The organism is Chryseobacterium sp. CS3K3.1 (genome assembly GCF_059515165.1).
Genome location: NZ_JCAKRV010000012.1, coordinates 120,742 through 141,886 on the forward strand (window position 1 = coordinate 120,742; position 21,145 = coordinate 141,886).

Below are 21,145 nucleotides of genomic sequence, written 5' to 3' on the forward strand. Positions count from 1 at the left end.
ATGAGAATAGCCCTTTTTCTGTTACTCTTTATTTCTACGCTCAACTTTGCGCAGGATAAAACTCCTGTGAAGAGAGATCCATATTTGCAGGCTCCTTCACCCACTCAGCCTCAACAGGTGAGACCTGAAGATAAAGTAAAGATCATCCACGCAGACGAAATCAAGAAAGATCCTGAAAAATACGACGGGAATCAATATTTTACCGGCCATGTTCAGATAGAACATCAGGGCTCCATTCTTACTGCGGATGAAGTTGTTCTGTATAATGAAGAAAACTTTGTAAAAGCAATAGGCAATACAAGACTTCAAAATACAGACGGCTCTGTAATCACAGCAGGAGAAATGGAATATGATGCCAATACCCAGAAAGGTGTTGCCAGAAAAAATGTGGTCCTGACGGATCCTAAACAGACCATAAAAACAGATATTCTGTATTACGACAGACTGGCTAATCAGGCGTATTTTAATACAGGAGGAACAATTTCGGACGGCCAGAATGTTACCTATGCGAAAGTAGGAACTTATTTTCTCAATACGAGAGTGGTGGATCTTACCGGGAATGTAAAGATTGAAACCCCTCAGTATACTATAGAAGGTCCAAATATCAAGCAAAATCAAAATACAAAAATTGCCGATTTTAATGGTCCTACAACCATTACCAGCAAAACCAATCCACGAAACAGAATCTATACGGAAAGAGGAACCTATAAAATGGATTCCAAGGAGGCGTATTTAACCAAAAACTCAAGGATATTTTACAATGAAAAAATCCTTACCGGTGATGATATGTACTACAATCAGATTTCAGGGTTTGGTAAAGCAACAGGCAATGTAACCCTGGATGATCCTAAAGAAAGAAGATATATAAAAGGAGGGTACGGAGAGATTTTCGAGAAAAAAGACTCCGCAATGATGACTAAAAGTCCGTATGCTGTAAAAGTAATGGAAAAAGACTCCATTTATTTCGCCGCAGAAAAAATCATCTCTTATCAAAGACCGGACTCACTGGATATCAAAGTGAAGAAAAGCTATCTGAGAGCCTTCAAAAAAGCCCGTATTTATAAATCCAATGCGCAGGGAAGAGCAGATTCCATTGCTTTCAATGAAACAGACGGAATCATGCATATGTACACCAATCCGATTCTCTGGAGCGGCGAAAAGCAGGTAACCGGAGATAAAGTGGAAGCTTATTTCAATACCAAGACAGAAGATATAGATTCCTTAAAAGTAATCGGAAATGCTTTTGCCATCAGTAAAGTAGACTCCCTGAACCTAAAAGATGAGTTCAACCAGGTGAAAGGGAAATTCATGACGGTATACTATGAGAACAATGCTATTAAAGAAGCAAGAGTAGTTGGAAACGCCCAATCTATCGTTTATGTTGATGATACCGATCAGGAAACCAAAAAACCGGAAAGAATAGGGATTACCTTGTCTACCTGCGGAATTATCGGAGCGTTATTTGAAGAAAGAGCATTACAGATTATTTCCTGCAGTATCGGAGCTGTTTCCGATACTTATCCGATGAGTATGATAGAACCGTCGAAAAGAAAGTTCCCGGATTTTAACTGGAATACCAAAGACCGGATCCGGAAATGGCAGGACATCCTTGTAGACACTCCGAATAACGAAGAAATACAATATACAGCAGATAATGAGCTCTTTGATAAAGCACAGAAAGCAATAGACGATGAAAAGGCCAAAGAAGAAGCTAAAAAGCCTAAGCGTACCAGAAAATAACAGAAAAGACCAGTAAAATGCTGGTCTTTTTTGTGGATTAATTTTAACGTTTAATGAATCTTTTATAGCTTTGCTGAAATTTTTGGAGACAATGGAAATGCATAAAGATTTTTTTACATATCAGGCACAAACCACAAAATTTGCTGCAGGTTTTGAAGTAGAGAAAGCAATAGGAAGCTATATTTACGGTACAGACGGAAAAAGATATCTTGACTTTGTAGCAGGAGTTTCTGCCAATACGCTGGGACATTCACATCCTAAAGTTGTGGATGCAATTAAAGAACAGACGGATAAATACCTTCACGTAATGGTGTATGGTGAATATGCACAGGAAAAGCCTGTAGCACTATGCAAATTGCTTGCTGAAGCAACTCCTGATCCCCTGGAAGTTACATACCTTGTGAACAGCGGTGCAGAAGCCATTGACGGAAGCTTAAAATTAGCCAAAAGATATACCGGAAGAGAAGAAATTGTTTCCTTTAAAAACTCCTATCACGGAAATACGCATGGCGCTTTGAGTGTTTCAGGAAATGAAACTCACAAGAGAGAATTCCGTCCTTTATTACCGATGGTTTCTTTTATTGAATTTAACAATGAAGAAGACTTCGATAAAATTACAGAAAAGACGGCTTGTGTTATCCTTGAAACCATTCAGGGAGCAGCAGGATTTCTGGTACCGGATAACGACTACCTGATCAAACTGAAGAGAAGATGTGAAGAAGTAGGGGCACTTCTGATTCTGGATGAAATACAGCCGGGATTCGGACGAACAGGGAAGTTGTTCTCTTTCGAACACTTTGGAATTGTTCCGGATATTCTTGTGATGGGTAAAGGAATGGGAGGCGGAGTTCCTGTGGGAGCTTTTATGAGCTCCAGAGAAATCATGGAAACGCTTTCACATTCCCCTAAATTGGGCCACATTACTACTTTTGGAGGAAATCCACTCATTGCAGCGGCAAGCTATGCTACATTGAAAGAAGTGCTGGAAAGCGGTTTAATGAAGGAAGTAGAGGAAAAAGAGAAGTTGTTCAGAGAACTTTTGGTTCACCCAAAAATCAAAAATATCAATGGTAAAGGCTTGATGCTGGCTGTCAATCTCGGAACTCCTGAATATACTCTGGAAGTAGCTAAAAAATGTATGGAAAGAGGACTTATTGTTTTCTGGCAGCTGTACAGAAATGAATATCTGAGAATCTCTCCACCTCTTACATTATCTCTGGATGAAATAAGAGAAGGATGTCAGATTATTATCGATATACTGAATGAAAATTAAAATAAAATCTCTCTGTAAAGGAGAGATTTTTTTATGTTTTACATGGTAGTTTTTGGCTTTAAAACTTACCATCACAGGGATGTAAAGCCAGTGATAAATATCATGCAGATTCTATAAAAAAGTAATTGTTTTTTTGCGTAATAAAAAAATTAATTTATATATTGCGGGACGATAAAACAAAGATTATATGGCGAAACATAAAGTCCATTACGAATTTCCAATGCACTGTTTATCAGAGATTTTATACGAATATCTGGCGACTGCAGAGGGATTGTCTGAATGGTTTGCGGATGAGGTAACAGAGAAAGGCGATGATTTCTTTTTTAGCTGGGGTGGAGGTCCTGCTGAGAAGGCCACTTTGATCAGATATAAGCCTGAAGGTTTCGTGCGTTTCAGATGGGAAGAAGATGAAGGAACAAAAAATTTCTTTGAAATGACTATCACAATTGATGATATTACAGAAGATCTGGCTTTAAATATTACAGACTTCTGTGAAGAAGGTGATGAAGAGGAAAATGCAATGTATTGGGAAAATCTTATCGAAAACCTCAGAATAAAACTAGGTGCGGCATAATACCGGGCTATATGAAATGATAAAACTGATGAACGATTTATCGTTCATTATTTTTTTGTAAATAAATTACATCAAAATTTGGAAAATCAATATTTTACATCAGACGAGTTACATGTAAAGAACAGAGCTTTTCTTTGGGGAGACTCAGTAAAAGTTTCTTTCTTTCTAAGAAATGGTGGATTGATCATGGACGAAGAATGCTATTTTTTTCTAATGGCTTCCATGAGAAAGATGAGACTGAATATTCCTTTGACTTACACGCTGGAGTTTTTCCAGACCCTTTTTCAAAAAGAAATTATTGAAGGCAAAGGCATAAGCAATGGAATTATCAATTTCCAGGTGTTCAGAAATAATGATGGAATGACATTGGCAAAATCTTCTGTTTCCTATTTTTACGAGGTGACGGAAATGGCTGATGTGCTTGCTATTCATCAAAGACCTCTGGAATTGGATTTGATTAAGGAAATTAATGTTAATAACAACCTTTTGAGCAATATCCGGGTTCACTGTCCGGAAAACATTTACGGAGTGATCTATGCACAGGAAAATGATCTTGACGATGTGATCCTTCTGAATCCAAACAAAAGAATAGCACGTACCACTGCCGGAAATCTTCTCTTTTTAGAAGGTGATGTCATCAAGGTACCCAAGCAGACGGAAGGAGCTTACATTTCTCCTTTGATGGAAAACTTTGTTACTTTTTTACATAAAAATAACCTTGCTGATATTCAGGAACACGAGATTATCGCATTTGAATCCCAGAAGGCTGAAGAAATTTTAATGATTTCTGATGAGAAAGGTATGTTTTCTGTAGGTAAGATAAGAAATAAGACTTTTGAAACTTCCCGTTTCTCCGAATTGGTAGAAAGCTGGAAGAAAAGTTTTCATCCATAAAAATTGACAAACCCGGTAAACAACAAAGTTCCAGAAGTCCTTTACCGGGTTTTATTCTGAATAAATCAGAAATTGTTTCTTTATTTAATATTCGTTGATAATCTCAACAAATTTTTGTGCGATTTCTTTCTGCCCTTTCTCACTGGTAATATAATTCCTGTTATCAGAATTATTAATGAAGCCAAGTTCTACCAATACAGCAGGTACTTTGGTTTCTCTTAGCATGTGAAGATTTTGGCGTTCTTCAATTTTACGGGCATTGAATTTCTTATAGATTTTTCCGGCCAATTCCTTTGATACGTCAGAATTCTGAACGTAAACTTCAAATCCGTTGTCAGATCTCTCCTTCTGAGGTGAACTGTTAACGTGAAGAGAAATGACCATTTCAGGCTTCAGCTTATTGATCTGATCTGTTCTTTCAGCAAGGGTAGGAGAGCTGTCTGAGTCTCTCGTTAAAATAACTTCATATTTGTCCTGGCTTTCATTGATCTTCCGGATTTCCTTAGCAATGCTTAATGCAATATTTTTTTCCAGAATTTCACCATAAGCAGCCCCAAAATCATTTCCGCCATGTCCGGCATCAATGACAATGTATTTTTTGCTGATAGGAGTAAATGATAAAAACGCTGTAGAAAATATTGATAAAGCAAGTAGTGTAATACCTTTCATATCAGTGATTTTAGTTTTTCAAAGAACGGAAAAACTTTCTTTAAAATTGGTTAAGAGAATCTTAAAGTTTGTTAATTATCAGAATTATACGAAAAATATACTTTTAGTTCAGGGAAATATCTTCAGGGGAATTAGCCCAGAGAAGAAATTCTCCTCCAAGATTCTGCATGATAGACTTCCATAGGTTCTGATCATTGGGAAGCGTATAATCAAGATTGTAAACATCCACTACCGTCCACATTTTTCTTTGAACTTCAGTATCCAGCTGATGAGAAGACCATCCGGAATATCCTGAAAATATTTTGATATGGTTGATATCCAGTTCACTGCTTAAAACCGCATTAATAATACGTTCGATATCTTCTGTAAGATAGTATTCATCTGTAATGTCTGTATAGATCTCTGTAACTCTTTTGCCTTTTACAATGAAAAATACCTTGTCGTTTTCCACAGGTCCTCCATCATATACCTCAATTTTAAAGTCAAAAAAATCTTTGAATTTGCTACTCATCTGGCTATTCTTTTTGTTCAATATCAAACCAAATGCACCACTTTCATTATGTTCAATAATCAATACTACCGATCTTGAAAAAATATCGCCGGAAATGTCGGGTGTCGAGATTAATATTTTACCTTTGTATGAGTGATTCATACTCAAATTTAATAAAAAATATTTATGGAAAACCTGCACGACAGAAGAAAAGTGTACGAGAAATCCCAACTTATTGAAAGTGAGATAAAACAAAATCCAATTGAACAGTTCAGAGACTGGTTTTTGGAAGCTAATGAGAGTCCGATGATCTCAGAAGCTAATGCTATGGCGGTTTCTACAGTGGAAGAAGATGGGTGTCCAAGAACAAGAATGGTGCTTCTTAAAGCATATACCCACGAAGGATTTATTTTTTATACCAATTATAACAGTAAAAAAGGAAAAGCAATAGAAAACAACCATAAGGCCTGCCTGCATTTTTTCTGGCCTAATCTTGAAAGGCAGATTATCATCAAAGCTGATCTTGAAAAGGTTGCAGAAAACCTTAGCGACGGTTATTTCCATTCCAGGCCGAAAGGAAGTCAGCTCGGCGCTGTGGTCTCTCCGCAAAGCCAGGAGATTCCCAATAGAGAATTTCTGGAAGATAAGTTAAAAGAGCTGGAAAAGGAGTATGAAAATACGGAAGTTCCAAGACCAGCCCATTGGGGAGGATACCTTGCAAGACCTTATGAAATTGAATTCTGGCAGGGAAGACCCAATCGCCTTCATGACAGGATTATTTATGAGCTTGAAGATCTGGACTGGAAAATTTCAAGACTGGCTCCGTAATGAGAAGTTAGAAGTTAGAAGTTAGAAGTTAGAAGTTAGAAGTGGCGGTTTTCAATAGAAGATAAGTCACCTGAAAATATAAAATTTGTAATATCAATAGAAGCGGGCTTTAGCCCGCTTATTTTTATGATGCATAATGATAGAGGCTTTAGCCAAAACTTAATACTTATAAACCCCTTAAAATTTCTTAATGGTTTAATTTTCTATCATCATTGAACATAAAAAAGGCTGTTTCTAAGAAACAGCCCTGAATTTTTGTAATCTGAATGATTATTTTTTCTTAGCACCTGAAACTGCATTTGATAAATCAGCTCCAGCTTTGAATTTAGCAACTTTTTTAGCAGCAATTTTGATCGGTTTTTTAGTTGCAGGGTTAATACCTTGTCTAGCCGCTCTCTCAGCTACTGAGAAAGTACCGAAACCTACTAAAGAAACTTTTCCGTCTTTTTTCTTTAATGTAGTTGTAACGTTACCAATGAAAGACTCTAGAGCAGCTTTAGCTGCAACTTTAGTGATACCTGCATCTTTTGCGATTGCGTCGATTAATTCAGACTTGTTCATAATTTTTAATATTAAAGTTAGTTCGTAATTATAGCAAATATAGTACTATTTTCTAATTGTGCAATTTTTTTATTAAAACTTGTGAAATTTTTTTGCATTTCACTGAAATCAGTTAAAATATGATAATTCCACTTTTCACAGAAAATCTACGTTACAGGTTACTAAAATCATGCCAAATGCTTATGTGTATTGACTTTAGCAAAAAGTTAATATTATTTTTCGTATTTATTAAATCCTAAATTGTGTATGAAGAATTAATTTTTTTGACCATATGATTATTAAATTTATAAGTAATTTTTATATTTCTTGTATTTTGTTAAATTAAACCCCTGTGTTTGTGGGAGTTTTAAAATGATAATAAACGCCTGTTTTATTAATTTTTATTAATAAATTTGCAACATGTTAATAGAAGTTTTCAAGTCTAAGATTCATAGGGTGAGAGTAACTGCCTCTGACCTTAATTATATAGGGAGTATAACGATCGATGAAGATCTTATAGAAGCTGCCGGTCTGGTAGTGGGAGAAAGAGTCTATATCGTGAATGTGAACAACGGAGAACGTTTTGATACCTACGTGATCAAAGGGAAAAGAAAATCAGGAGAAGTGTGTCTGAATGGTCCTGCAGCAAGAAAAGTACAGAAAGATGATATCATTATCATCATTGCTTATGCTCAGATGACTCCGGAAGAAGCAAAAGACTTCCAGCCAAAGATCGTTTTCCCGGATGAAAAAACAAATCTTCTTACGTAGTACATGGAGAAAACATCAAAAAGTCCGGTAAAATCAATACTTACAATAGTAATATCGCTTGCTTTTGCAGGCTTTTTTTTATGGCTTGCCTTAAGAGGGCTGGATTTTAAAGTCATTCAGAAGTCACTGGCAAAGGCTAATTATGTCTGGGTATTATTTGCTTCCGTATTCGGTCTTTTAGCGTACTGGTTCAGGGCGATCCGCTGGAATCTGATGCTGGAACCGATGGGACACAGAATTTCCAATTCCAATGCGCTTTGGTCTATCTCATTTGGTTATCTGATGAATCTTACGATTCCCAGAAGTGGCGAAGTAGCAAGGGCAACCGCTTTATATGGCGTGGAAAAAGTACCTGTAGATAAATCTTTCGGAACTATTATTCTGGAAAGAGTAGTAGATCTGATCTGTATGCTTGGTTTCTTAGGGCTGACATTATTGTTTAAATATGAAGCCATTCTGTCATTCTATAAAAATTCAGGAATAACAATGAATCCCAACAAGATCATACTGGTTCTTTCTATTCTGATTGCAGGAACAGTTTTGTTCTTTGTATTTAAAAAGAAACTTTCAGGGATTCCTTTTTTAGGAAAAGTGGTTAGCTTTATTGACGGGATTTTTCAGGGGATCACTTCCATTTTTAAATTAAAAGAAAAAGGAAAATTCATCCTTTATACATTAGGAATCTGGATTTGCTATTATTTAGCCGCTTATCTGGTATGTTTTGCACTTCCTGAAACTTCAGCATTTACCTTTGCAGACGGTTTCTTCATTATTGTAGTAGGAACTTTAGGAATGATTATTCCTGCCAGTGGAGGAATCGGAGCGTATAACCTTGCGATGAAGTATGGCTTTATGGCGCTGTTTATTTCAGTAGGAAAAAGTGCAGATTTCGGTGGTGAAATGGGACTTACGTACTCCTTTATTTCTTTACCGCTGCAGATTGTGATTATGCTGGTAATGGGATTAATCTCTATTCCTATGCTCGCCAAAGCAAGAAATACAGCAGTTTCGGATAAAGAATTTGAAAATTAATTCAATACATTTTATACAATATAAGGTTCAATTTTTTAATTGGACCTTTTTTTATGGCTGTTTTTTAACTTAAATCGTTTTAATTAAGCGGTCTATAGCATTTTTTCATCAATAAATTTGGTCAGTTCATAAATCACTTCTATCTTAATGCAAAAAATAATCATAATATAAAACACTATGGCAATTAATCTACAGAAAGGACAAAAGATCGAGATAGGATTGACGAAAATGACGATTGGATTAGGCTGGGATCCGAATGAAGGAACCGGCTACGATTTTGACCTGGATGCTTCTGCAATCATGATTGATTCTGACAGAAAATTAGTAAGCGAAGAATACTTCGTTTTTTACAATAACTTAAATTCTCCGGATGGAGCCCTTACCCATACAGGAGATGATCCGAGTGGTAAAAACAGTGATGGTGACGATGATGAAGCGATCATTATAGACCTTGATAAAGTAGATTCAAGAGTAGAAGAGATCCTTTTTGTGGTTACCATAGAAGACTTTGAAAGAAGAAGACAGAATTTCGGACAGGTAAGAAACTCCTATATCAGAGTAGTAGATAACCATTCCAACCAGGAAATTGCAAAATACGAACTGGATGAAGATTTCTCCATTGAAACAGGAGTAGAGTTCGGAAGACTGTACAAAAGAAACGGAAGCTGGAAGTTTGAAGCTTCAGGAATAGGATACAGAGCAGATCTTGGTTTCTTCCTTGAAAAATACTACAAAGGACAAATCATCAAATAAATCGTCAAATACACAAAAACTATAACTATGGCAATTAATTTACAGAAAGGACAAACGATAGATTTAAGAAAGAATGACCGCGGTGAAAGCGTTTATGATCTTTCAAAAGTAACCATCGGCTTAGGATGGGATGTAAGAAAACAAAGCAGCGGTTTTTTTGGAAAACTATTCAGCAAAGAAGCCGAATACGACCTTGATGCAGTAGCATTTCTTTTAGATGGCAACGGAAAAGTAGCTAATCTCGGAAGAACAGTACAGACCAATGACGGAAGACAGATGGGACTTTACCAGGGAGATGTGGTTTTCTTCAACTCCATGCAGCATCCAAGCGGAAATGTATGGCTTACCGGAGACAACAGAACCGGAGCAGGAGATGGAGATGATGAACAGATCATTGTAAGACTGGACCAGCTGGATCAGAGCTACCAGAAAATTGTGTTCATTGTTACCATTTATCAGGGAAGAACCAATAACCAGCACTTCGGAATGATTGAAAATGCATTTATCCGTGCGGTAGATGCTTCAGGAAAAGAAATTACAAAGTACAGCCTTTCCGGTGATTCAAGTATGAATGGTAAATGTGCAATGGTTTTTGCAGAAGCCTACCGTCACAATGGCGACTGGAAATTCCGTGCAGTAGGAGAACCACACAATACAGATAATTTTATCGATATTCTGAGACAGCAATACGCATATTCCAACTAGATTCCCGAATTTTATTAAACTATAATAAAAGCGGTCGGCGGAAGTCGGAGACTTCCGCCGACCGCTTCAGAATTAATACTTATCTATAATGAGCAGGAGATTATTAGCTTATTTTTTATTAGATACATCAGGTTCCATGAACGGAGAGCCTATTCAGGCCCTGAATAATGGTTTCAACGGCCTTATCAGTATGCTCCGTGCAGATCCGCAGGCAATGGACAGCCTGCATTTGAGCGTTATTACCTTCGATAGAGACGTTAAAAATATGATACCCTTAACAGACCTGGCGAGCTTTTATCCCATGGAAATTACCTGTCCGGACAGTGGCCCGACGCATACAGGAGCAGCCCTGGAAATGGTTTCAGAATTGATGCAGAAAGAAATTGTAAAAGAATCTGCCGATACAAAGGGAGACTGGCAGCCTCTGCTTTTTATATTTACGGATGGAAAACCTTCGGATATTCAAAAATACAGGCAGATGATCCCTGTGATCAGAGGACTGGAATTTGGTGCCATCGTAGGATGTGCAGCAGGCCCGAAAGCTGATGAAAAGTTTCTGAAGGAACTCACAGATCATGTGGTAAAGCTTGATACTACAGATGCCATTACCCTTTCTTCTTTTTTCAAATGGGTGAGCTCCTCCATTACACAGGGAGGACAATCGCAGAATACAGGAGAAAACATCACATTACCTCCGCCGCCATCGGAGCTTACTATTATTATTTAAAAAATTGTCTTTACAGCATGAGAAGACTGCCTATTTATTTTTTAGTAGATGTCTCCGAATCTATGGTAGGAGAACCTATTGAGCAGGTGCAGGAAGGGATCGCCAATATCATCAGGGAATTAAAAAAAGATCCTTATTCACTTGAAACCGTTTATATTTCCGTGATTGGTTTTGCGGGAGAAGCTGAAGTCATTACGCCGATGCAGGATATTATCAGTTTTTATCCGCCTAAAATTCCGGTCGGAAGTGGTACGTCACTTTCCCAGGGTCTAATTAAACTAATGGATTGTATTGACAGGGATATTGTGAAAACAACGTATGAAAGAAAAGGCGACTGGAAACCTATCGTCTTCCTGTTTACAGACGGAGTGCCCACTGATGATGCCACCAAAGCCATTGAAAGATGGAATACCAAATACAACGGAAAATCTAATACCATTGCCGTATCTATAGGTGAAAATACGAATTATAAACTTCTAGGTTCTCTGGCGGATAACGTTTTACTCTTCAATAATTCTGATGAGAATTCTTACAAAGAGTTTTTCAAATGGGTAACAGATTCTATTAAAACAACCAGCCAGAGTGTCACAGAAGCCAAAAAAGAAGGAATTAATTTGTCTAAAATAGATTCCATGATTCTGGAGAAAGTAGATCCAGAAATGGAACAGAGATTCCCGGATAATAATTTTGTAGTATTGAACGGAAAATGCCAGGAAACGGAAAAGCTTTATCTGATGAAGTTTAAAAAAGCGTTCGCAGAATCAAGCATACCGGGAATGGCTACAAGATATTACAGATTGGACGGAGCGTATAAAATTGATGAAAAAGCCTACTACAGACTTTCTTCCAATCAGAAAACGCATCTTAAAATCAATATCGAAGAACTGGACGGAGGAACTTCATGCCCGCACTGTGCCAATCCCATTGCATTAGCTACCTGCTCGTGTGGAGGTATACACTGTCTGAGAGGAGAAGGATACAGCAAATGTCCTTGGTGTGGAACTTCGGATTATTACGGATTTTCTGGAGGAGGATTTGATATTAACCGAACGCTGGGCTAATGATGGGGAAATTTTTCAGGAAGTCTGCCGCAGAATCCAAACCAAAGACGATGCAACAGGCTGTTGTTTTTAAAGAAAAAGAAGAGTTCAAAGATGCTCATTGGGTATTGAAAAATGCCAGTGCAAAGCACTTCTATGAATTCACTTTCGATATGGAAGATTTCCCGAACATACAGATTCAGAATATCGGAAACATTGAAGAAGCAGGGCTTACTTTTGAAAACAATAGAATCTCAGGAGTCCCGGTTACCAATAATATGTATCATCTGGATATTCAGTTTTATCATATTCATGATCAGCATCAGATTGAAACAAAGAAAATACAGCTCTTCGTCAATGCAGATCCCAAAGATTTATGGAAGAATATTCCAAGCGATACAAACGCCGCTTTTTATAAACCGGAAGAAGACTCATTCAAAGGTTCTTTTTCAGACAAAAAAATTGTGGTGGCTTCCAAAAGAGGACGTTCCCATGCGCATGAAGGCAAATTTCGTGAAGACGATTTTGCTGTAAATAGGCTTCACGATGGCTGGAATATTATTGCTGTTTCAGATGGAGCGGGCTCAGCAAAAGCTGCAAGAGAAGGTTCCAGACTGGCAACGGAAACGATCAACCGGTTTTTTAACTCACAGGAAATTTTAAATCAGATTGAAAATAACATCAATGTTTTATATATCAATCAGTTTTCTGATGAAGAACAATTGAAAGCCAAGCAGGATATCATCAATATCTTATCAGAAGGTGTTTTACATGTTTATCACACATTAGAAAAAGCCGCAGCAGAAAATACCCTTTCAATAAATGATCTGCATGCTACTCTTATTTTTACTTTACTTAAAAAGTTCAGTTTCGGATATGTCATTCTGAGCTTTGGAGTGGGAGACTGCCCGATCAATCTTATTAACACAGACTTTTCTGAAGTTAAGCTTTTAAACCGGATGGATGTGGGAGAATTTGGTGGAGGGACACGTTTCATCACCATGAAAGAAATTTTTAATGATACAATAGCTTCCCGTTTCCGGATTACCTGTGTAGAAGATTTTTCTTATCTGGTGCTAATGACAGATGGTATTTATGATCCTAAATTTACCACCGAAAACAAACTGGAAGATACAACAAGCTGGAAAGCACTTTTTGAAGACCTAGCCGGAAATAATGATGACAGGGCGAAAGCAGATTTTATCAATGATGAAAAGATTGATGAAGAACTTTTAATCTGGAGCGATTTCTGGAGCAGAGGAAACCACGATGACCGTACATTGGCAATAATCTATTAATACGAATGAAAAAGACCATTAAGGTTGTTTCTGTTCTGGACACAGCCAAATCCTATGAATATGTAGATGAAAACCCTATCCGGGGCGGGGTGAAAGATGTTTATTTTTCGCCTGATAAAGAATATGTAGTTGCTTTTTACCGGAATCCGCTGGATGAAGGACAAAAAGAAAGGATCATGAGAATTGTTTCCACTTATCTGCAAAGTATACAGAGTGGAAATGCTTCAGAATACTTCCTGAACGAAATATTCAGATGGCCTTATGATATTGTTGAAAGAAATAAACTCACAGGAATTGTAGTTCCTGTTTATCACCATAAATTTTATTTTGCCAAAGGTTATATCGGTTCGGATAATATCCAGGGACAGGATAAAGTGGGGAAGTGGTTTACAGCTCCTATGTTCAGGAATCAGCAATACCCTTTAAGACTGGATCAGTCGGAGCTTGGAGATTGGCTGAGCTATTTTCAGATTGCAGTCAATATCAGCCGGGGAGTGAAAAAGCTGCATCAGATGGGGCTTGCACATTCCGATTTATCTTACAATAATATTCTGGTGGATCCTGTCACAAAATCTGCCTGTATCATAGATATTGACGGCCTTGTGGTACCCAAACTCTTTCCACCGGAAGTGATAGGAACTTCTGATTTTATTGCGCCGGAAGTTTTAAAAACCCAACATCTGAAACTTCAGGATCCGGACAGGCATTTACCCAATCAAAAAACAGACCTGCATGCTCTTGCGGTTCTCATTTATATGTATCTGCTGAGAAGGCATCCGCTGCGTGGAGGTAAAATCTGGGATCTGGATTCTGAAAAAGATGAAATTCTGTCCATGGGAGAAAAAGCAATGTTTGTAGAACATCCGCAAAATAATTCCAACCATGTGAAGTCCGATCATCTCAGAAAATGGGATGCATTCTGGGGAGATCCTCAAAAGATTCCATATACCGTTACAGGGCCATATATTTCAGAACTGTTCAGGAAAACATTCGTAGACGGATTACATGATCCCATCAGACGTCCCACGGCCAATGAGTGGGAAACTGCTTTACTGAAAACCGTAGATCTGATCCAACCATGTCTTAATCCGGATTGTACAGAAAAATGGTACGTCTTTGATAATACGAGTAATCCCAAATGTCCGTTTTGCGGAACACCACATCAGGGAACATTACCCGTTTTAGACTTATATTTTAAATTTGATGATGAGGTCTGGAAACCGGAAAATCACAGGCTCATGGTTTATCATAATCAGTATCTTTTCAAATGGCATGTTTCCAGGAAAGTGATACGCAATGAAAATCTGACGCTGCAGGATAAAATGCCGGTAGGATATTTTACGTTCCACCAGGGAAGATGGGTATTGGTCAACCAGAGCTTATCAGGAATGAAGGATGTCACAGAACAGAAAGAAATTCCACCAGGCTCTATGGTTGAACTTACCGATGGTAAAAAAATACTGCTTTCCTCACAAGAAGGCGGAAGATTGATTTACGTAACCATGGCAAACCAGTAAAGACTAACGGATAATCAAGGCTTGTTCCGGAGTGTCATTCTGAATGGAATGAAATGTAATGAAGAATCTCACAGATGATTGTGGCCATTTGTGCTCATTTATTTGTGAGATTTGTGTTTAAATCAAAGGGAACATTCAACGGCTTTAGTCAAAACTTAAAAAAAGCATCTATTGTCTTTCCGTTTCCATAAAATAAGAATACTGGTCTTCCCCCACAATTCTGAACCCAAGACTTTGATAAAGATGTTGTGCTTTATTGGTCTTTAAAACACTTAATGAAACCGTTTTTCCAGCTAATGAAGCTTCTTCTAAAATATCAGACAAAATCCTTTTTCCAAGCCCTTTGCCCTGTTGACTGGGATCAATCTGAAGCTGCAGCACCTCAATATTCGTAAACGTTCTGTCTACTTTTAACAGCCCCATGGGTTTATTGTTTAAAAAAATAATATTGGCTTTTTCAAACTGATACAAAACTCTTTGAAGGGTTGTTTCTCTGTCTGTAGAAAGCCCGGAACTTTCATAATGAGGATTCATGGTTTTCATTCTGAGATTGAGAAGAAAATCAATGTCAGTTTCATCAGCTTGTTTGTAATGCAGATCAGGATTCATATTCAAAAATTAGAGTTCTTACTTTAATGCAATTTTTAGTCCCATTTCTTCTTTCATGTGCAATAAAACTTCGGCATTTCCTCTGGCATCGTCAACCGGATTGTGCGTGTGTTCCGTTTTGCGGAGATGCTTCCATTGGGCAAAAGTATCTTTTTCCAGTCCGCAGTACAGATCAGAAAGTCTTCGGGAAGAAAAGCCAAAAGGATTCCTTCCGATAAAATGATGAAAATACCAGCAGATAAACATCCAGTCGAAACCGTTATTATCACTGATGAAAATAGGTCTACCTTTGGAATGGGTTTTAATCCAGTCTTCAAAGGCCAGCATTACGGTTTCAGGATCGTCAAAACTCATTGTTTCTTCTCTGCTGAAGCCCGAAACTGCTAAAGCATCAGGATTGAACTTCTCAGAAACAGGCTTTAATTTTCCATAAAAAGTAGTGTCCAGTTCCTCATTCACGAGGACTGCTCCGAAACAGACCATAGAAAAATCCCCGGGAATCGGGCCGTCCGACTCTATGTCAACCATGATGTAGCTCATTGGAAATAGTTTTTAACAGGACGAAGATATTGAAATATGCTGAGAGATGGAAGATGGAAGCGGGAGGAAGGAAGCTGGAAGTTACTTTTTGTTTCATAAATAACTTCGGTGTTTTTAAATGAATGAATATTTTCAAAAATATCTCAATCATCAACCTCCATAAGTTCATTGTCTTAAATAAACTCCACCTCCCATCTTCCATCCTTATACTAACTCAAAAAAGCCCCTTTTCCCGATTTTTATTTTCGTTTGAGGGATCAGTTCCATTTCTTCATTTGAGTCCGTTATTTTGATTGTATTGATCTGAACGCCTCCATTCTCAATTAATCTCCGGATGGCCGATTTGCTGAGGTCATTTTTAAGCTGATGACACAGTTCAACGAGGGAAATTCTGTTCTCCATACTTTTCAATGAACCGATAGCTACAGGTTCATACACTTTCTCTTCAAAATTTTTATTCTGAAACTGGTTGATAAAGAACTGTTCTGCATCTTCAGCTGAAGTAGAATCATGGTACTGGCTGACGATATTTTTAGCAATGATTTTTTTAATATTCATTGGGTTTTCGCCTTCGTTTAACCGGGAAAAAATGGCTGTTTTTTCTTCCATAGAAAAATCGGTAGTAAGATTGATAAACTCTTCAATCAAAGTATCTGGAATAGACATGGTTTTTCCAAACATTTCATTGGGTTCGTCCGTCAATCCAATAATATTATTCAGAGATTTACTCATTTTTTCTTTTCCGTCAAGACCTCTCAGTAAGGGCATACACATGACAATCTGAGCGGGCATTTGATGCACCTCCTGAAGCTGTCTTCCCATCGTGCAGTTGAACAGCTGGTCTGTGCCTCCCATCTCGATATCGCACTCAATTTTTACAGAATCAAAACCCTGAAGAATCGGGTAAACCAATTCATGCATGGCAATAGGTGTATTTTCTGTAAACCTTTTATTAAAATCATTTCGGTGCATCAATTGAGCTACGGTCACTTTTGAAAGCAGTTGGATGACCTCAGAAAAATCAAGAGCATCCAGCCAGTCAGAATTGAAAACAATCTTCGTCTTCTCTACATCAATAACCTTTGAAAGCTGATTGATGTAAGTCTGGGCATTATGCTGAACATCCTCAGCGCTCAATGGTTTTCTTGCTTTATTTTTTCCTGTAGGATCGCCAATCCTTGCTGTAAAACTTCCTACAACAATAATGATCTGATGCCCCAGATCCTGAAACTGTTTCAGCTTTTTCAGGACTACCGCATGTCCCAGATGCAGATCCGGAGCCGTGGGGTCAAAACCCAGTTTGATGGAAAGTTTTCTGTTTTCTTTAGAGGCCACAGCCAGTTTTTCTTCCAGCCCGTTTTCAGGCAGGATGATAGCCACATTTTCTTGTAATGGATGAATCATGTTGAATAGTTTTAAAATGAAAAAAGCCCGGACAGGTACTGTCCGGGCTCTATATATACGTTAGATTATTTTTATTGGATTACAGATATAGAAAGTCTTCCCGAACGATAGCCCGGAGTGTAATATTCACTGAAGAATGGAAGACGTAATATACTGTTCAGATGTTTCATTGTGATGCAAATATACAGGAATTTCCTGAGGATCCAATATTTAAACCATTAAGACGCATTGCAGGGTTATAACAAGATTTGTTTTAAAAGAAAAACTTAACCATCCATCAATCTTAATGGCTTAAAATAATGGTTCAAAACAATTTTACTTGCGGTTTTTGAAGCTAATTTCATGCCATAAATTCCTTAAAAATAAAATACAGGACAAAGATGTAAAAACTGTATTTTATTATTTTCTTTGTCACCTGATAAGAAGTCTTTAAAATAGGCATATTCTCTGTTTTTCTATCATTGTTTTCATGAAAAAAATTAATAGTTAAGAACATGTTCAGAGTATAAATTTCTAATCTGACCTTTCCAGATTTCCAGATTTTCGGGAGAAGCTTTATCTGCTTTATCAAAAAATAAATGCCTGATAATTTCAAGCCCTGAATAGATAAAAATGCCATTGTCAGAAGTTAATGTCAATGCTTTATCCATTCCTGTTTTTTCATATTCTTCATGAGATTTTCCATGAGTATTGATAATCACCGTCTTTTTACCTTCCAGAAGCCCTTTCTGTATACCCTGGTCATATCGGTAAGCAAAACCATAACTGAAAACACGGTCTATATATCCTTTCATTATCGCAGGAAGTCCGGTCCACCAGATTGGGTAGATAAAAGTAATCTGTTCTGCCCATGAAATATGTTCCTGTTCGGTTTTTACATCATCCGAAACTTTTCCTACACGCTGTCCCTGCATGTCTTCCAGTGAAAGTACAGGATCAAAGCCTATGGTATAAAGATCTCTCACAACAACTTCCTCGTTACGGAGCTGAAGGGTTTCAACAACTGTGTTTAAAAGATGATGATTTAAACTGTTTTCATTAGGATGTGCGTAAATGATTAAATGTCTCATTGTTTTGATTGTTAAGATTAATGAGACAAAAGTAGCACAGTGCTCTTTTCAAAAATTGTAAGAAAACGATACGGTCTATCCGGACCTGGGATTACAGATTTCCTGCTGGAATTTTAAATACTGAGACGGTGAAATGTTGATAAAATGCTTAAAATCATGGATAAGCTGGCTCTGATCATAATAGCCACATTCATCAATGATCGTAAACCACTTGACAGGGTTTTGCCTTTCTGTTTCCTTTTCAATGATTTGTATTGCTTTTAAAAAACGGTTGTAGCGGGTAAGTTCTTTTAAAGAATAGCCAAACTGCTCTTTCTGCTTTCGCTGGATGTTTCTTTCTGTCTGCTGAGTCTGTTCTGCAATTACTTTAACGGGATTTAACAGATCATTCTCAAAACTGCTCAAAAGCTGTCCTGTAATGTCCCGATCCTGCAGATAAGGTTTACAGAATTCAAGAATGTAATCTACCTGCTTTGTGACTGAATCTAATCTTGTAAGCTGATGCCAAAGGTCTGTAAAACAATTTTCTTCCAGTAATTCATCCGGATGTTTTACCGATTGTTCAATAGATATTTTTCCAAAAAATCTGAAGAATGCATCATCCTTAAAATTGGCAACCAAAATAGAGCATCCTGCGGGAAGTGTATATTCAAAAGCTTGTCTTACCGGTCCGAATACCATGCATTTGTCCACACTTATCATCGTTTTTTCCCGCGTAAACATCGTAGCATCTTCTCCAAAACAAAATAACAGAATTGTCTGATAAGTAGGCAAAAGTGTTTTGGTAATGGAGGTTTCAGAAGCATTTTCAGCAAAATAGAAATGAGTAAATACACTTTCAAATTCCTGTGGAACTGAAATTCTGTACTCGTTATATTCTGAACGTAATTCCATAAGCCTGAAATTAAATGATGAGGTGTTTTATCATTTTATAGTTGGTCATAGCAATTCCTTTTACATGAACAGTCTGCTCCTGAATCACCTGAAAACCTGTTTTTTGAAAAAAGGATCTGGCCGTTTTACTGACATCAGCGGTAAGTTCTTTCTCATTATTCAGCAAAGCTTTTTTCTCAATATGATGGTAAAGCATAGTTGCGATTCCTTTGTGCTGAAAATCTTTGTGTACAAAAAGCAGATCAATATAATTTCCCTGATCGAGTGTACAGAAACCGGCTATTTTATTCTCTATGACAGCTACAACAGCGTATTGATCTCTGATCACTTGTCTCCATCTTTCTTCGTTCTCTGCACCGGATTTCCAGGCTTCGAGCTGTTGTAGATCATAATCTTTTTTGCATACCTCATCTATTGTTGCCGTAAACAGCTGCAGCATTTCCGGAAGATCATTGTAAATTCCTTTTCTGAGGATGATATGATTATCTGATGTATTGCTGTTCATAAAGTTTTTGCTGTTCTTTATTGAGAAGTGGGTAGAAAAGATTCATCTGCAGAAGGGTATAATGCTGAATGGCTTCTTTCGGACTGAGTTTCAAAATAAGCCTGTTATGGGTAAGCCAGTTGTCGGCAATGATGAAAATCTGCTCAACAAGACCATCTAAAATAAAATGAGGTACATCTTTCAAAAATATATTGTTCTTCTGAAGATCTGAAAAGATCATTTGAAATTCCTCTTTTCTGCTGAAATTAATCCCTTCATAATTGGCTTTGATGTCAGGATTCCGGTTCAGAATATCTATAAAATTAATAAATATAAAACGGTAAGAATAAAAAATTTCACAGGTAGAATAGGTAAACTGATAAAGGTCGTCCAGACTTTTATTTTCCTTTTTTTTCATCTGGTTCAGCAGCTCATCCATTTCCAGGGTAAGCTCTGAGAATAGGATTGTAATGATGTCTTCAGAATGTTTGAAATGATAATGCAGATTTCCTGCACTGATGTGCAGTTCAGCCGCAATATGCCTTGTGGTAATATTGTTATACCCTTTATCATTAAATAATTCCAGTGCTTTAGACAGAATTTTATCCTTGGTCTTCATAACCCAAAGATAAGAATATCAGAGTGGAAATAAATCATATTTTTAAAATTAGAACAATTGTTCTAATTTGATATCTTTGCAGTATCAAATCTTATGACAATGGAAGGTAAACAGAAATTCAATTATACATCAGCTGAAAATACTGATCAAGAAAGTAAAACAGATCCTGGGGAAGTTATATCAAAAATACTGCAGGTCATTCTCGGAGTAATAATGGCTGTTTTGCATATGTGATGAAAAAAAGAATTTCCTTTTGGTTCCTGCTGGGACTTGCAGCATGGGCACTTATTATTCTGCTGAGAAGAAACGGAATTATTATTCCAGTTATCAATGACCATTTTACAGATTGTATTACAATTCCCATGTATTGTTATCTGATAGAATATATCATGAATGGGATTCTTGGATATCAATGGAAACCTGATTTGAAGTTTGTGTTGACCTCAGTGCTGTATCTATCTTTTTTATTTGAAGTGCTCTGCCCAAAACTATCAACTCATTTTACCGGAGATTTTTTTGATGTGGTGGCTTATGTTGCAGGAGGAGTGGGGTACTATCTTTTTGCAGTAAAGCAGATATATAAAAAAGCCAGCAGTTCTGCACGGTAAAAGGAGACTGCCGGCTGTGTTATAGTTTTTATCCTGGTTCAATACTATAAAAGACAATTATTGATT

25 protein-coding genes are annotated in these 21,145 nt (G+C 37.3%); 15 read left to right on the forward strand and 10 right to left on the reverse strand.

The genetic code is table 11. The annotated features are described in order from the left end of the window. From AC5YGI_RS13180 to AC5YGI_RS13195, 4 genes are all read left to right on the forward strand, one after another. Entirely contained in the window at nucleotides 1-1,740 is a 1,740-nt protein-coding gene (locus AC5YGI_RS13180) for an OstA-like protein (RefSeq protein WP_496168573.1), read from the forward strand. Nucleotides 1,741-1,837: 97 nt separating this feature from the next. Further along, the gene (locus AC5YGI_RS13185; protein WP_330747682.1) at nucleotides 1,838-3,013 is read left to right on the forward strand and encodes an aspartate aminotransferase family protein; all 1,176 of its coding nucleotides are present in this window, start codon (nucleotides 1,838-1,840) and stop codon (nucleotides 3,011-3,013) included. 187 nt (nucleotides 3,014-3,200) lie between these two features. Further along, nucleotides 3,201-3,587 (forward strand): START-like domain-containing protein, encoded by a 387-nt coding sequence (locus AC5YGI_RS13190; protein ID WP_034696870.1) that lies wholly within the window; start codon nucleotides 3,201-3,203, stop codon nucleotides 3,585-3,587. A gap of 78 nt (nucleotides 3,588-3,665) precedes the next feature. Next, nucleotides 3,666-4,481 (forward strand): aminotransferase class IV, encoded by an 816-nt coding sequence (locus AC5YGI_RS13195; protein ID WP_330747528.1) that lies wholly within the window; start codon nucleotides 3,666-3,668, stop codon nucleotides 4,479-4,481. Between the two features lie 84 nt (nucleotides 4,482-4,565). Here AC5YGI_RS13195 and AC5YGI_RS13200 read toward each other — a convergent pair whose 3' ends face one another. Next, nucleotides 4,566-5,150, reverse strand: coding sequence for an N-acetylmuramoyl-L-alanine amidase family protein (locus AC5YGI_RS13200; protein ID WP_330747526.1), 585 nt, complete (start codon nucleotides 5,148-5,150; stop codon nucleotides 4,566-4,568). Nucleotides 5,151-5,253: 103 nt separating this feature from the next. Beyond that, nucleotides 5,254-5,802 (reverse strand): YqgE/AlgH family protein, encoded by a 549-nt coding sequence (locus tag AC5YGI_RS13205; protein WP_330747524.1) that lies wholly within the window; start codon nucleotides 5,800-5,802, stop codon nucleotides 5,254-5,256. Nucleotides 5,803-5,826: 24 nt separating this feature from the next. On the opposite strand from AC5YGI_RS13205, the gene pdxH reads away from it, so the two are divergent. After that, nucleotides 5,827-6,468 carry a pyridoxamine 5'-phosphate oxidase gene (pdxH, locus tag AC5YGI_RS13210; RefSeq protein ID WP_330747522.1) on the forward strand — a complete coding sequence of 214 codons (642 nt, stop codon included), beginning with the start codon at nucleotides 5,827-5,829 and terminating at the stop codon, nucleotides 6,466-6,468. A 270-nt stretch (nucleotides 6,469-6,738) separates the two neighbouring features. Here the strand turns inward: pdxH and AC5YGI_RS13215 are convergent, their stop codons facing one another. Then, a complete protein-coding gene (locus AC5YGI_RS13215) occupies nucleotides 6,739-7,029 on the reverse strand; it encodes an HU family DNA-binding protein (protein ID WP_002976900.1) in 291 nt (96 codons plus the stop codon). 399 nt (nucleotides 7,030-7,428) lie between these two features. On the opposite strand from AC5YGI_RS13215, the gene panD reads away from it, so the two are divergent. The 8 genes from panD (at nucleotide 7,429) to AC5YGI_RS13255 (ending at nucleotide 14,851) form a co-directional block, all read left to right on the forward strand. Beyond that, nucleotides 7,429-7,779, forward strand: a complete 351-nt coding sequence (gene panD, locus AC5YGI_RS13220) for an aspartate 1-decarboxylase (protein ID WP_002976902.1) — start codon at nucleotides 7,429-7,431, stop codon at nucleotides 7,777-7,779. 3 nt (nucleotides 7,780-7,782) lie between these two features. Beyond that, on the forward strand, nucleotides 7,783-8,811 hold the full coding sequence (locus tag AC5YGI_RS13225; protein WP_330747507.1) for a lysylphosphatidylglycerol synthase transmembrane domain-containing protein: 1,029 nt from the start codon (nucleotides 7,783-7,785) through the stop codon (nucleotides 8,809-8,811). Nucleotides 8,812-8,988: 177 nt separating this feature from the next. Continuing rightward, nucleotides 8,989-9,564, forward strand: coding sequence for a TerD family protein (locus AC5YGI_RS13230; protein ID WP_034698933.1), 576 nt, complete (start codon nucleotides 8,989-8,991; stop codon nucleotides 9,562-9,564). Between the two features lie 27 nt (nucleotides 9,565-9,591). Beyond that, complete coding sequence (locus AC5YGI_RS13235) at nucleotides 9,592-10,269, forward strand: TerD family protein (protein WP_034698935.1); 678 nt, start codon at nucleotides 9,592-9,594, stop codon at nucleotides 10,267-10,269. An 88-nt stretch (nucleotides 10,270-10,357) separates the two neighbouring features. Continuing rightward, nucleotides 10,358-10,996: a vWA domain-containing protein gene (locus AC5YGI_RS13240; RefSeq protein ID WP_110010091.1), complete on the forward strand. Its 639-nt coding sequence runs from the start codon at nucleotides 10,358-10,360 to the stop codon at nucleotides 10,994-10,996. 17 nt (nucleotides 10,997-11,013) lie between these two features. Further along, nucleotides 11,014-12,057: a TerY-C metal binding domain-containing protein gene (locus AC5YGI_RS13245; RefSeq protein ID WP_330747503.1), complete on the forward strand. Its 1,044-nt coding sequence runs from the start codon at nucleotides 11,014-11,016 to the stop codon at nucleotides 12,055-12,057. Then, nucleotides 12,057-13,334, forward strand: coding sequence for a PP2C family serine/threonine-protein phosphatase (locus tag AC5YGI_RS13250; RefSeq protein ID WP_496168577.1), 1,278 nt, complete (start codon nucleotides 12,057-12,059; stop codon nucleotides 13,332-13,334). Before AC5YGI_RS13245 ends, AC5YGI_RS13250 begins: the two co-directional genes overlap by 1 nt. A gap of 5 nt (nucleotides 13,335-13,339) precedes the next feature. Then, nucleotides 13,340-14,851 carry a helix-hairpin-helix domain-containing protein gene (locus AC5YGI_RS13255; RefSeq protein WP_496168579.1) on the forward strand — a complete coding sequence of 504 codons (1,512 nt, stop codon included), beginning with the start codon at nucleotides 13,340-13,342 and terminating at the stop codon, nucleotides 14,849-14,851. 168 nt (nucleotides 14,852-15,019) lie between these two features. Here AC5YGI_RS13255 and AC5YGI_RS13260 read toward each other — a convergent pair whose 3' ends face one another. The 7 genes from AC5YGI_RS13260 to AC5YGI_RS13290 form a co-directional block, all read right to left on the reverse strand. Next, nucleotides 15,020-15,460 carry a GNAT family N-acetyltransferase gene (locus tag AC5YGI_RS13260; protein ID WP_496168581.1) on the reverse strand — a complete coding sequence of 147 codons (441 nt, stop codon included), beginning with the start codon at nucleotides 15,458-15,460 and terminating at the stop codon, nucleotides 15,020-15,022. Between the two features lie 18 nt (nucleotides 15,461-15,478). Then, on the reverse strand, nucleotides 15,479-16,000 hold the full coding sequence (locus AC5YGI_RS13265) for a 3'-5' exoribonuclease domain-containing protein (protein ID WP_114820390.1): 522 nt from the start codon (nucleotides 15,998-16,000) through the stop codon (nucleotides 15,479-15,481). 204 nt (nucleotides 16,001-16,204) lie between these two features. Next, entirely contained in the window at nucleotides 16,205-17,404 is a 1,200-nt protein-coding gene (gene tyrS / locus AC5YGI_RS13270) for a tyrosine--tRNA ligase (RefSeq protein WP_496168583.1), read from the reverse strand. 479 nt (nucleotides 17,405-17,883) lie between these two features. Further along, nucleotides 17,884-18,474 carry an NAD(P)H-dependent oxidoreductase gene (locus AC5YGI_RS13275; RefSeq protein WP_496168585.1) on the reverse strand — a complete coding sequence of 197 codons (591 nt, stop codon included), beginning with the start codon at nucleotides 18,472-18,474 and terminating at the stop codon, nucleotides 17,884-17,886. Between the two features lie 75 nt (nucleotides 18,475-18,549). Further along, nucleotides 18,550-19,368, reverse strand: a complete 819-nt coding sequence (locus tag AC5YGI_RS13280; protein WP_496168587.1) for a helix-turn-helix domain-containing protein — start codon at nucleotides 19,366-19,368, stop codon at nucleotides 18,550-18,552. Nucleotides 19,369-19,378: 10 nt separating this feature from the next. Further along, nucleotides 19,379-19,873 carry a GNAT family N-acetyltransferase gene (locus AC5YGI_RS13285; RefSeq protein ID WP_496168589.1) on the reverse strand — a complete coding sequence of 165 codons (495 nt, stop codon included), beginning with the start codon at nucleotides 19,871-19,873 and terminating at the stop codon, nucleotides 19,379-19,381. Continuing rightward, complete coding sequence (locus AC5YGI_RS13290) at nucleotides 19,851-20,471, reverse strand: TetR/AcrR family transcriptional regulator (protein ID WP_496168591.1); 621 nt, start codon at nucleotides 20,469-20,471, stop codon at nucleotides 19,851-19,853. Before AC5YGI_RS13290 ends, AC5YGI_RS13285 begins: the two co-directional genes overlap by 23 nt. Before the next feature lie 99 nt (nucleotides 20,472-20,570). On the opposite strand from AC5YGI_RS13290, the gene AC5YGI_RS13295 reads away from it, so the two are divergent. Both AC5YGI_RS13295 and AC5YGI_RS13300 read left to right on the forward strand, forming a co-directional pair. Beyond that, nucleotides 20,571-20,705 carry a hypothetical protein gene (locus AC5YGI_RS13295; protein WP_496168592.1) on the forward strand — a complete coding sequence of 45 codons (135 nt, stop codon included), beginning with the start codon at nucleotides 20,571-20,573 and terminating at the stop codon, nucleotides 20,703-20,705. After that, on the forward strand, nucleotides 20,705-21,079 hold the full coding sequence (locus AC5YGI_RS13300; protein WP_496168594.1) for a hypothetical protein: 375 nt from the start codon (nucleotides 20,705-20,707) through the stop codon (nucleotides 21,077-21,079). Before AC5YGI_RS13295 ends, AC5YGI_RS13300 begins: the two co-directional genes overlap by 1 nt. Nucleotides 21,080-21,145: the final 66 nt, after the last annotated feature.

Coding starts and splice junctions, on each gene's coding strand:
- tyrS (WP_496168583.1), bottom strand. CDS start 17,404: ATGATTCATCCATTACAAGAAAATGTGGCTATCATCCTGCCTGAAAAC.
- AC5YGI_RS13295 (WP_496168592.1), top strand. CDS start 20,571: ATGGAAGGTAAACAGAAATTCAATTATACATCAGCTGAAAATACTGAT.
- AC5YGI_RS13235 (WP_034698935.1), top strand. CDS start 9,592: ATGGCAATTAATTTACAGAAAGGACAAACGATAGATTTAAGAAAGAAT.
- AC5YGI_RS13240 (WP_110010091.1), top strand. CDS start 10,358: ATGAGCAGGAGATTATTAGCTTATTTTTTATTAGATACATCAGGTTCC.
- AC5YGI_RS13205 (WP_330747524.1), bottom strand. CDS start 5,802: ATGAATCACTCATACAAAGGTAAAATATTAATCTCGACACCCGACATT.
- AC5YGI_RS13275 (WP_496168585.1), bottom strand. CDS start 18,474: ATGAGACATTTAATCATTTACGCACATCCTAATGAAAACAGTTTAAAT.
- AC5YGI_RS13180 (WP_496168573.1), top strand. CDS start 1: ATGAGAATAGCCCTTTTTCTGTTACTCTTTATTTCTACGCTCAACTTT.
- panD (WP_002976902.1), top strand. CDS start 7,429: ATGTTAATAGAAGTTTTCAAGTCTAAGATTCATAGGGTGAGAGTAACT.
- AC5YGI_RS13285 (WP_496168589.1), bottom strand. CDS start 19,873: ATGAACAGCAATACATCAGATAATCATATCATCCTCAGAAAAGGAATT.
- AC5YGI_RS13215 (WP_002976900.1), bottom strand. CDS start 7,029: ATGAACAAGTCTGAATTAATCGACGCAATCGCAAAAGATGCAGGTATC.
- AC5YGI_RS13245 (WP_330747503.1), top strand. CDS start 11,014: ATGAGAAGACTGCCTATTTATTTTTTAGTAGATGTCTCCGAATCTATG.
- AC5YGI_RS13225 (WP_330747507.1), top strand. CDS start 7,783: ATGGAGAAAACATCAAAAAGTCCGGTAAAATCAATACTTACAATAGTA.
- pdxH (WP_330747522.1), top strand. CDS start 5,827: ATGGAAAACCTGCACGACAGAAGAAAAGTGTACGAGAAATCCCAACTT.
- AC5YGI_RS13185 (WP_330747682.1), top strand. CDS start 1,838: ATGCATAAAGATTTTTTTACATATCAGGCACAAACCACAAAATTTGCT.
- AC5YGI_RS13300 (WP_496168594.1), top strand. CDS start 20,705: ATGAAAAAAAGAATTTCCTTTTGGTTCCTGCTGGGACTTGCAGCATGG.
- AC5YGI_RS13230 (WP_034698933.1), top strand. CDS start 8,989: ATGGCAATTAATCTACAGAAAGGACAAAAGATCGAGATAGGATTGACG.
- AC5YGI_RS13190 (WP_034696870.1), top strand. CDS start 3,201: ATGGCGAAACATAAAGTCCATTACGAATTTCCAATGCACTGTTTATCA.
- AC5YGI_RS13280 (WP_496168587.1), bottom strand. CDS start 19,368: ATGGAATTACGTTCAGAATATAACGAGTACAGAATTTCAGTTCCACAG.
- AC5YGI_RS13250 (WP_496168577.1), top strand. CDS start 12,057: ATGATGGGGAAATTTTTCAGGAAGTCTGCCGCAGAATCCAAACCAAAG.
- AC5YGI_RS13255 (WP_496168579.1), top strand. CDS start 13,340: ATGAAAAAGACCATTAAGGTTGTTTCTGTTCTGGACACAGCCAAATCC.
- AC5YGI_RS13200 (WP_330747526.1), bottom strand. CDS start 5,150: ATGAAAGGTATTACACTACTTGCTTTATCAATATTTTCTACAGCGTTT.
- AC5YGI_RS13260 (WP_496168581.1), bottom strand. CDS start 15,460: ATGAATCCTGATCTGCATTACAAACAAGCTGATGAAACTGACATTGAT.
- AC5YGI_RS13265 (WP_114820390.1), bottom strand. CDS start 16,000: ATGAGCTACATCATGGTTGACATAGAGTCGGACGGCCCGATTCCCGGG.
- AC5YGI_RS13290 (WP_496168591.1), bottom strand. CDS start 20,471: ATGAAGACCAAGGATAAAATTCTGTCTAAAGCACTGGAATTATTTAAT.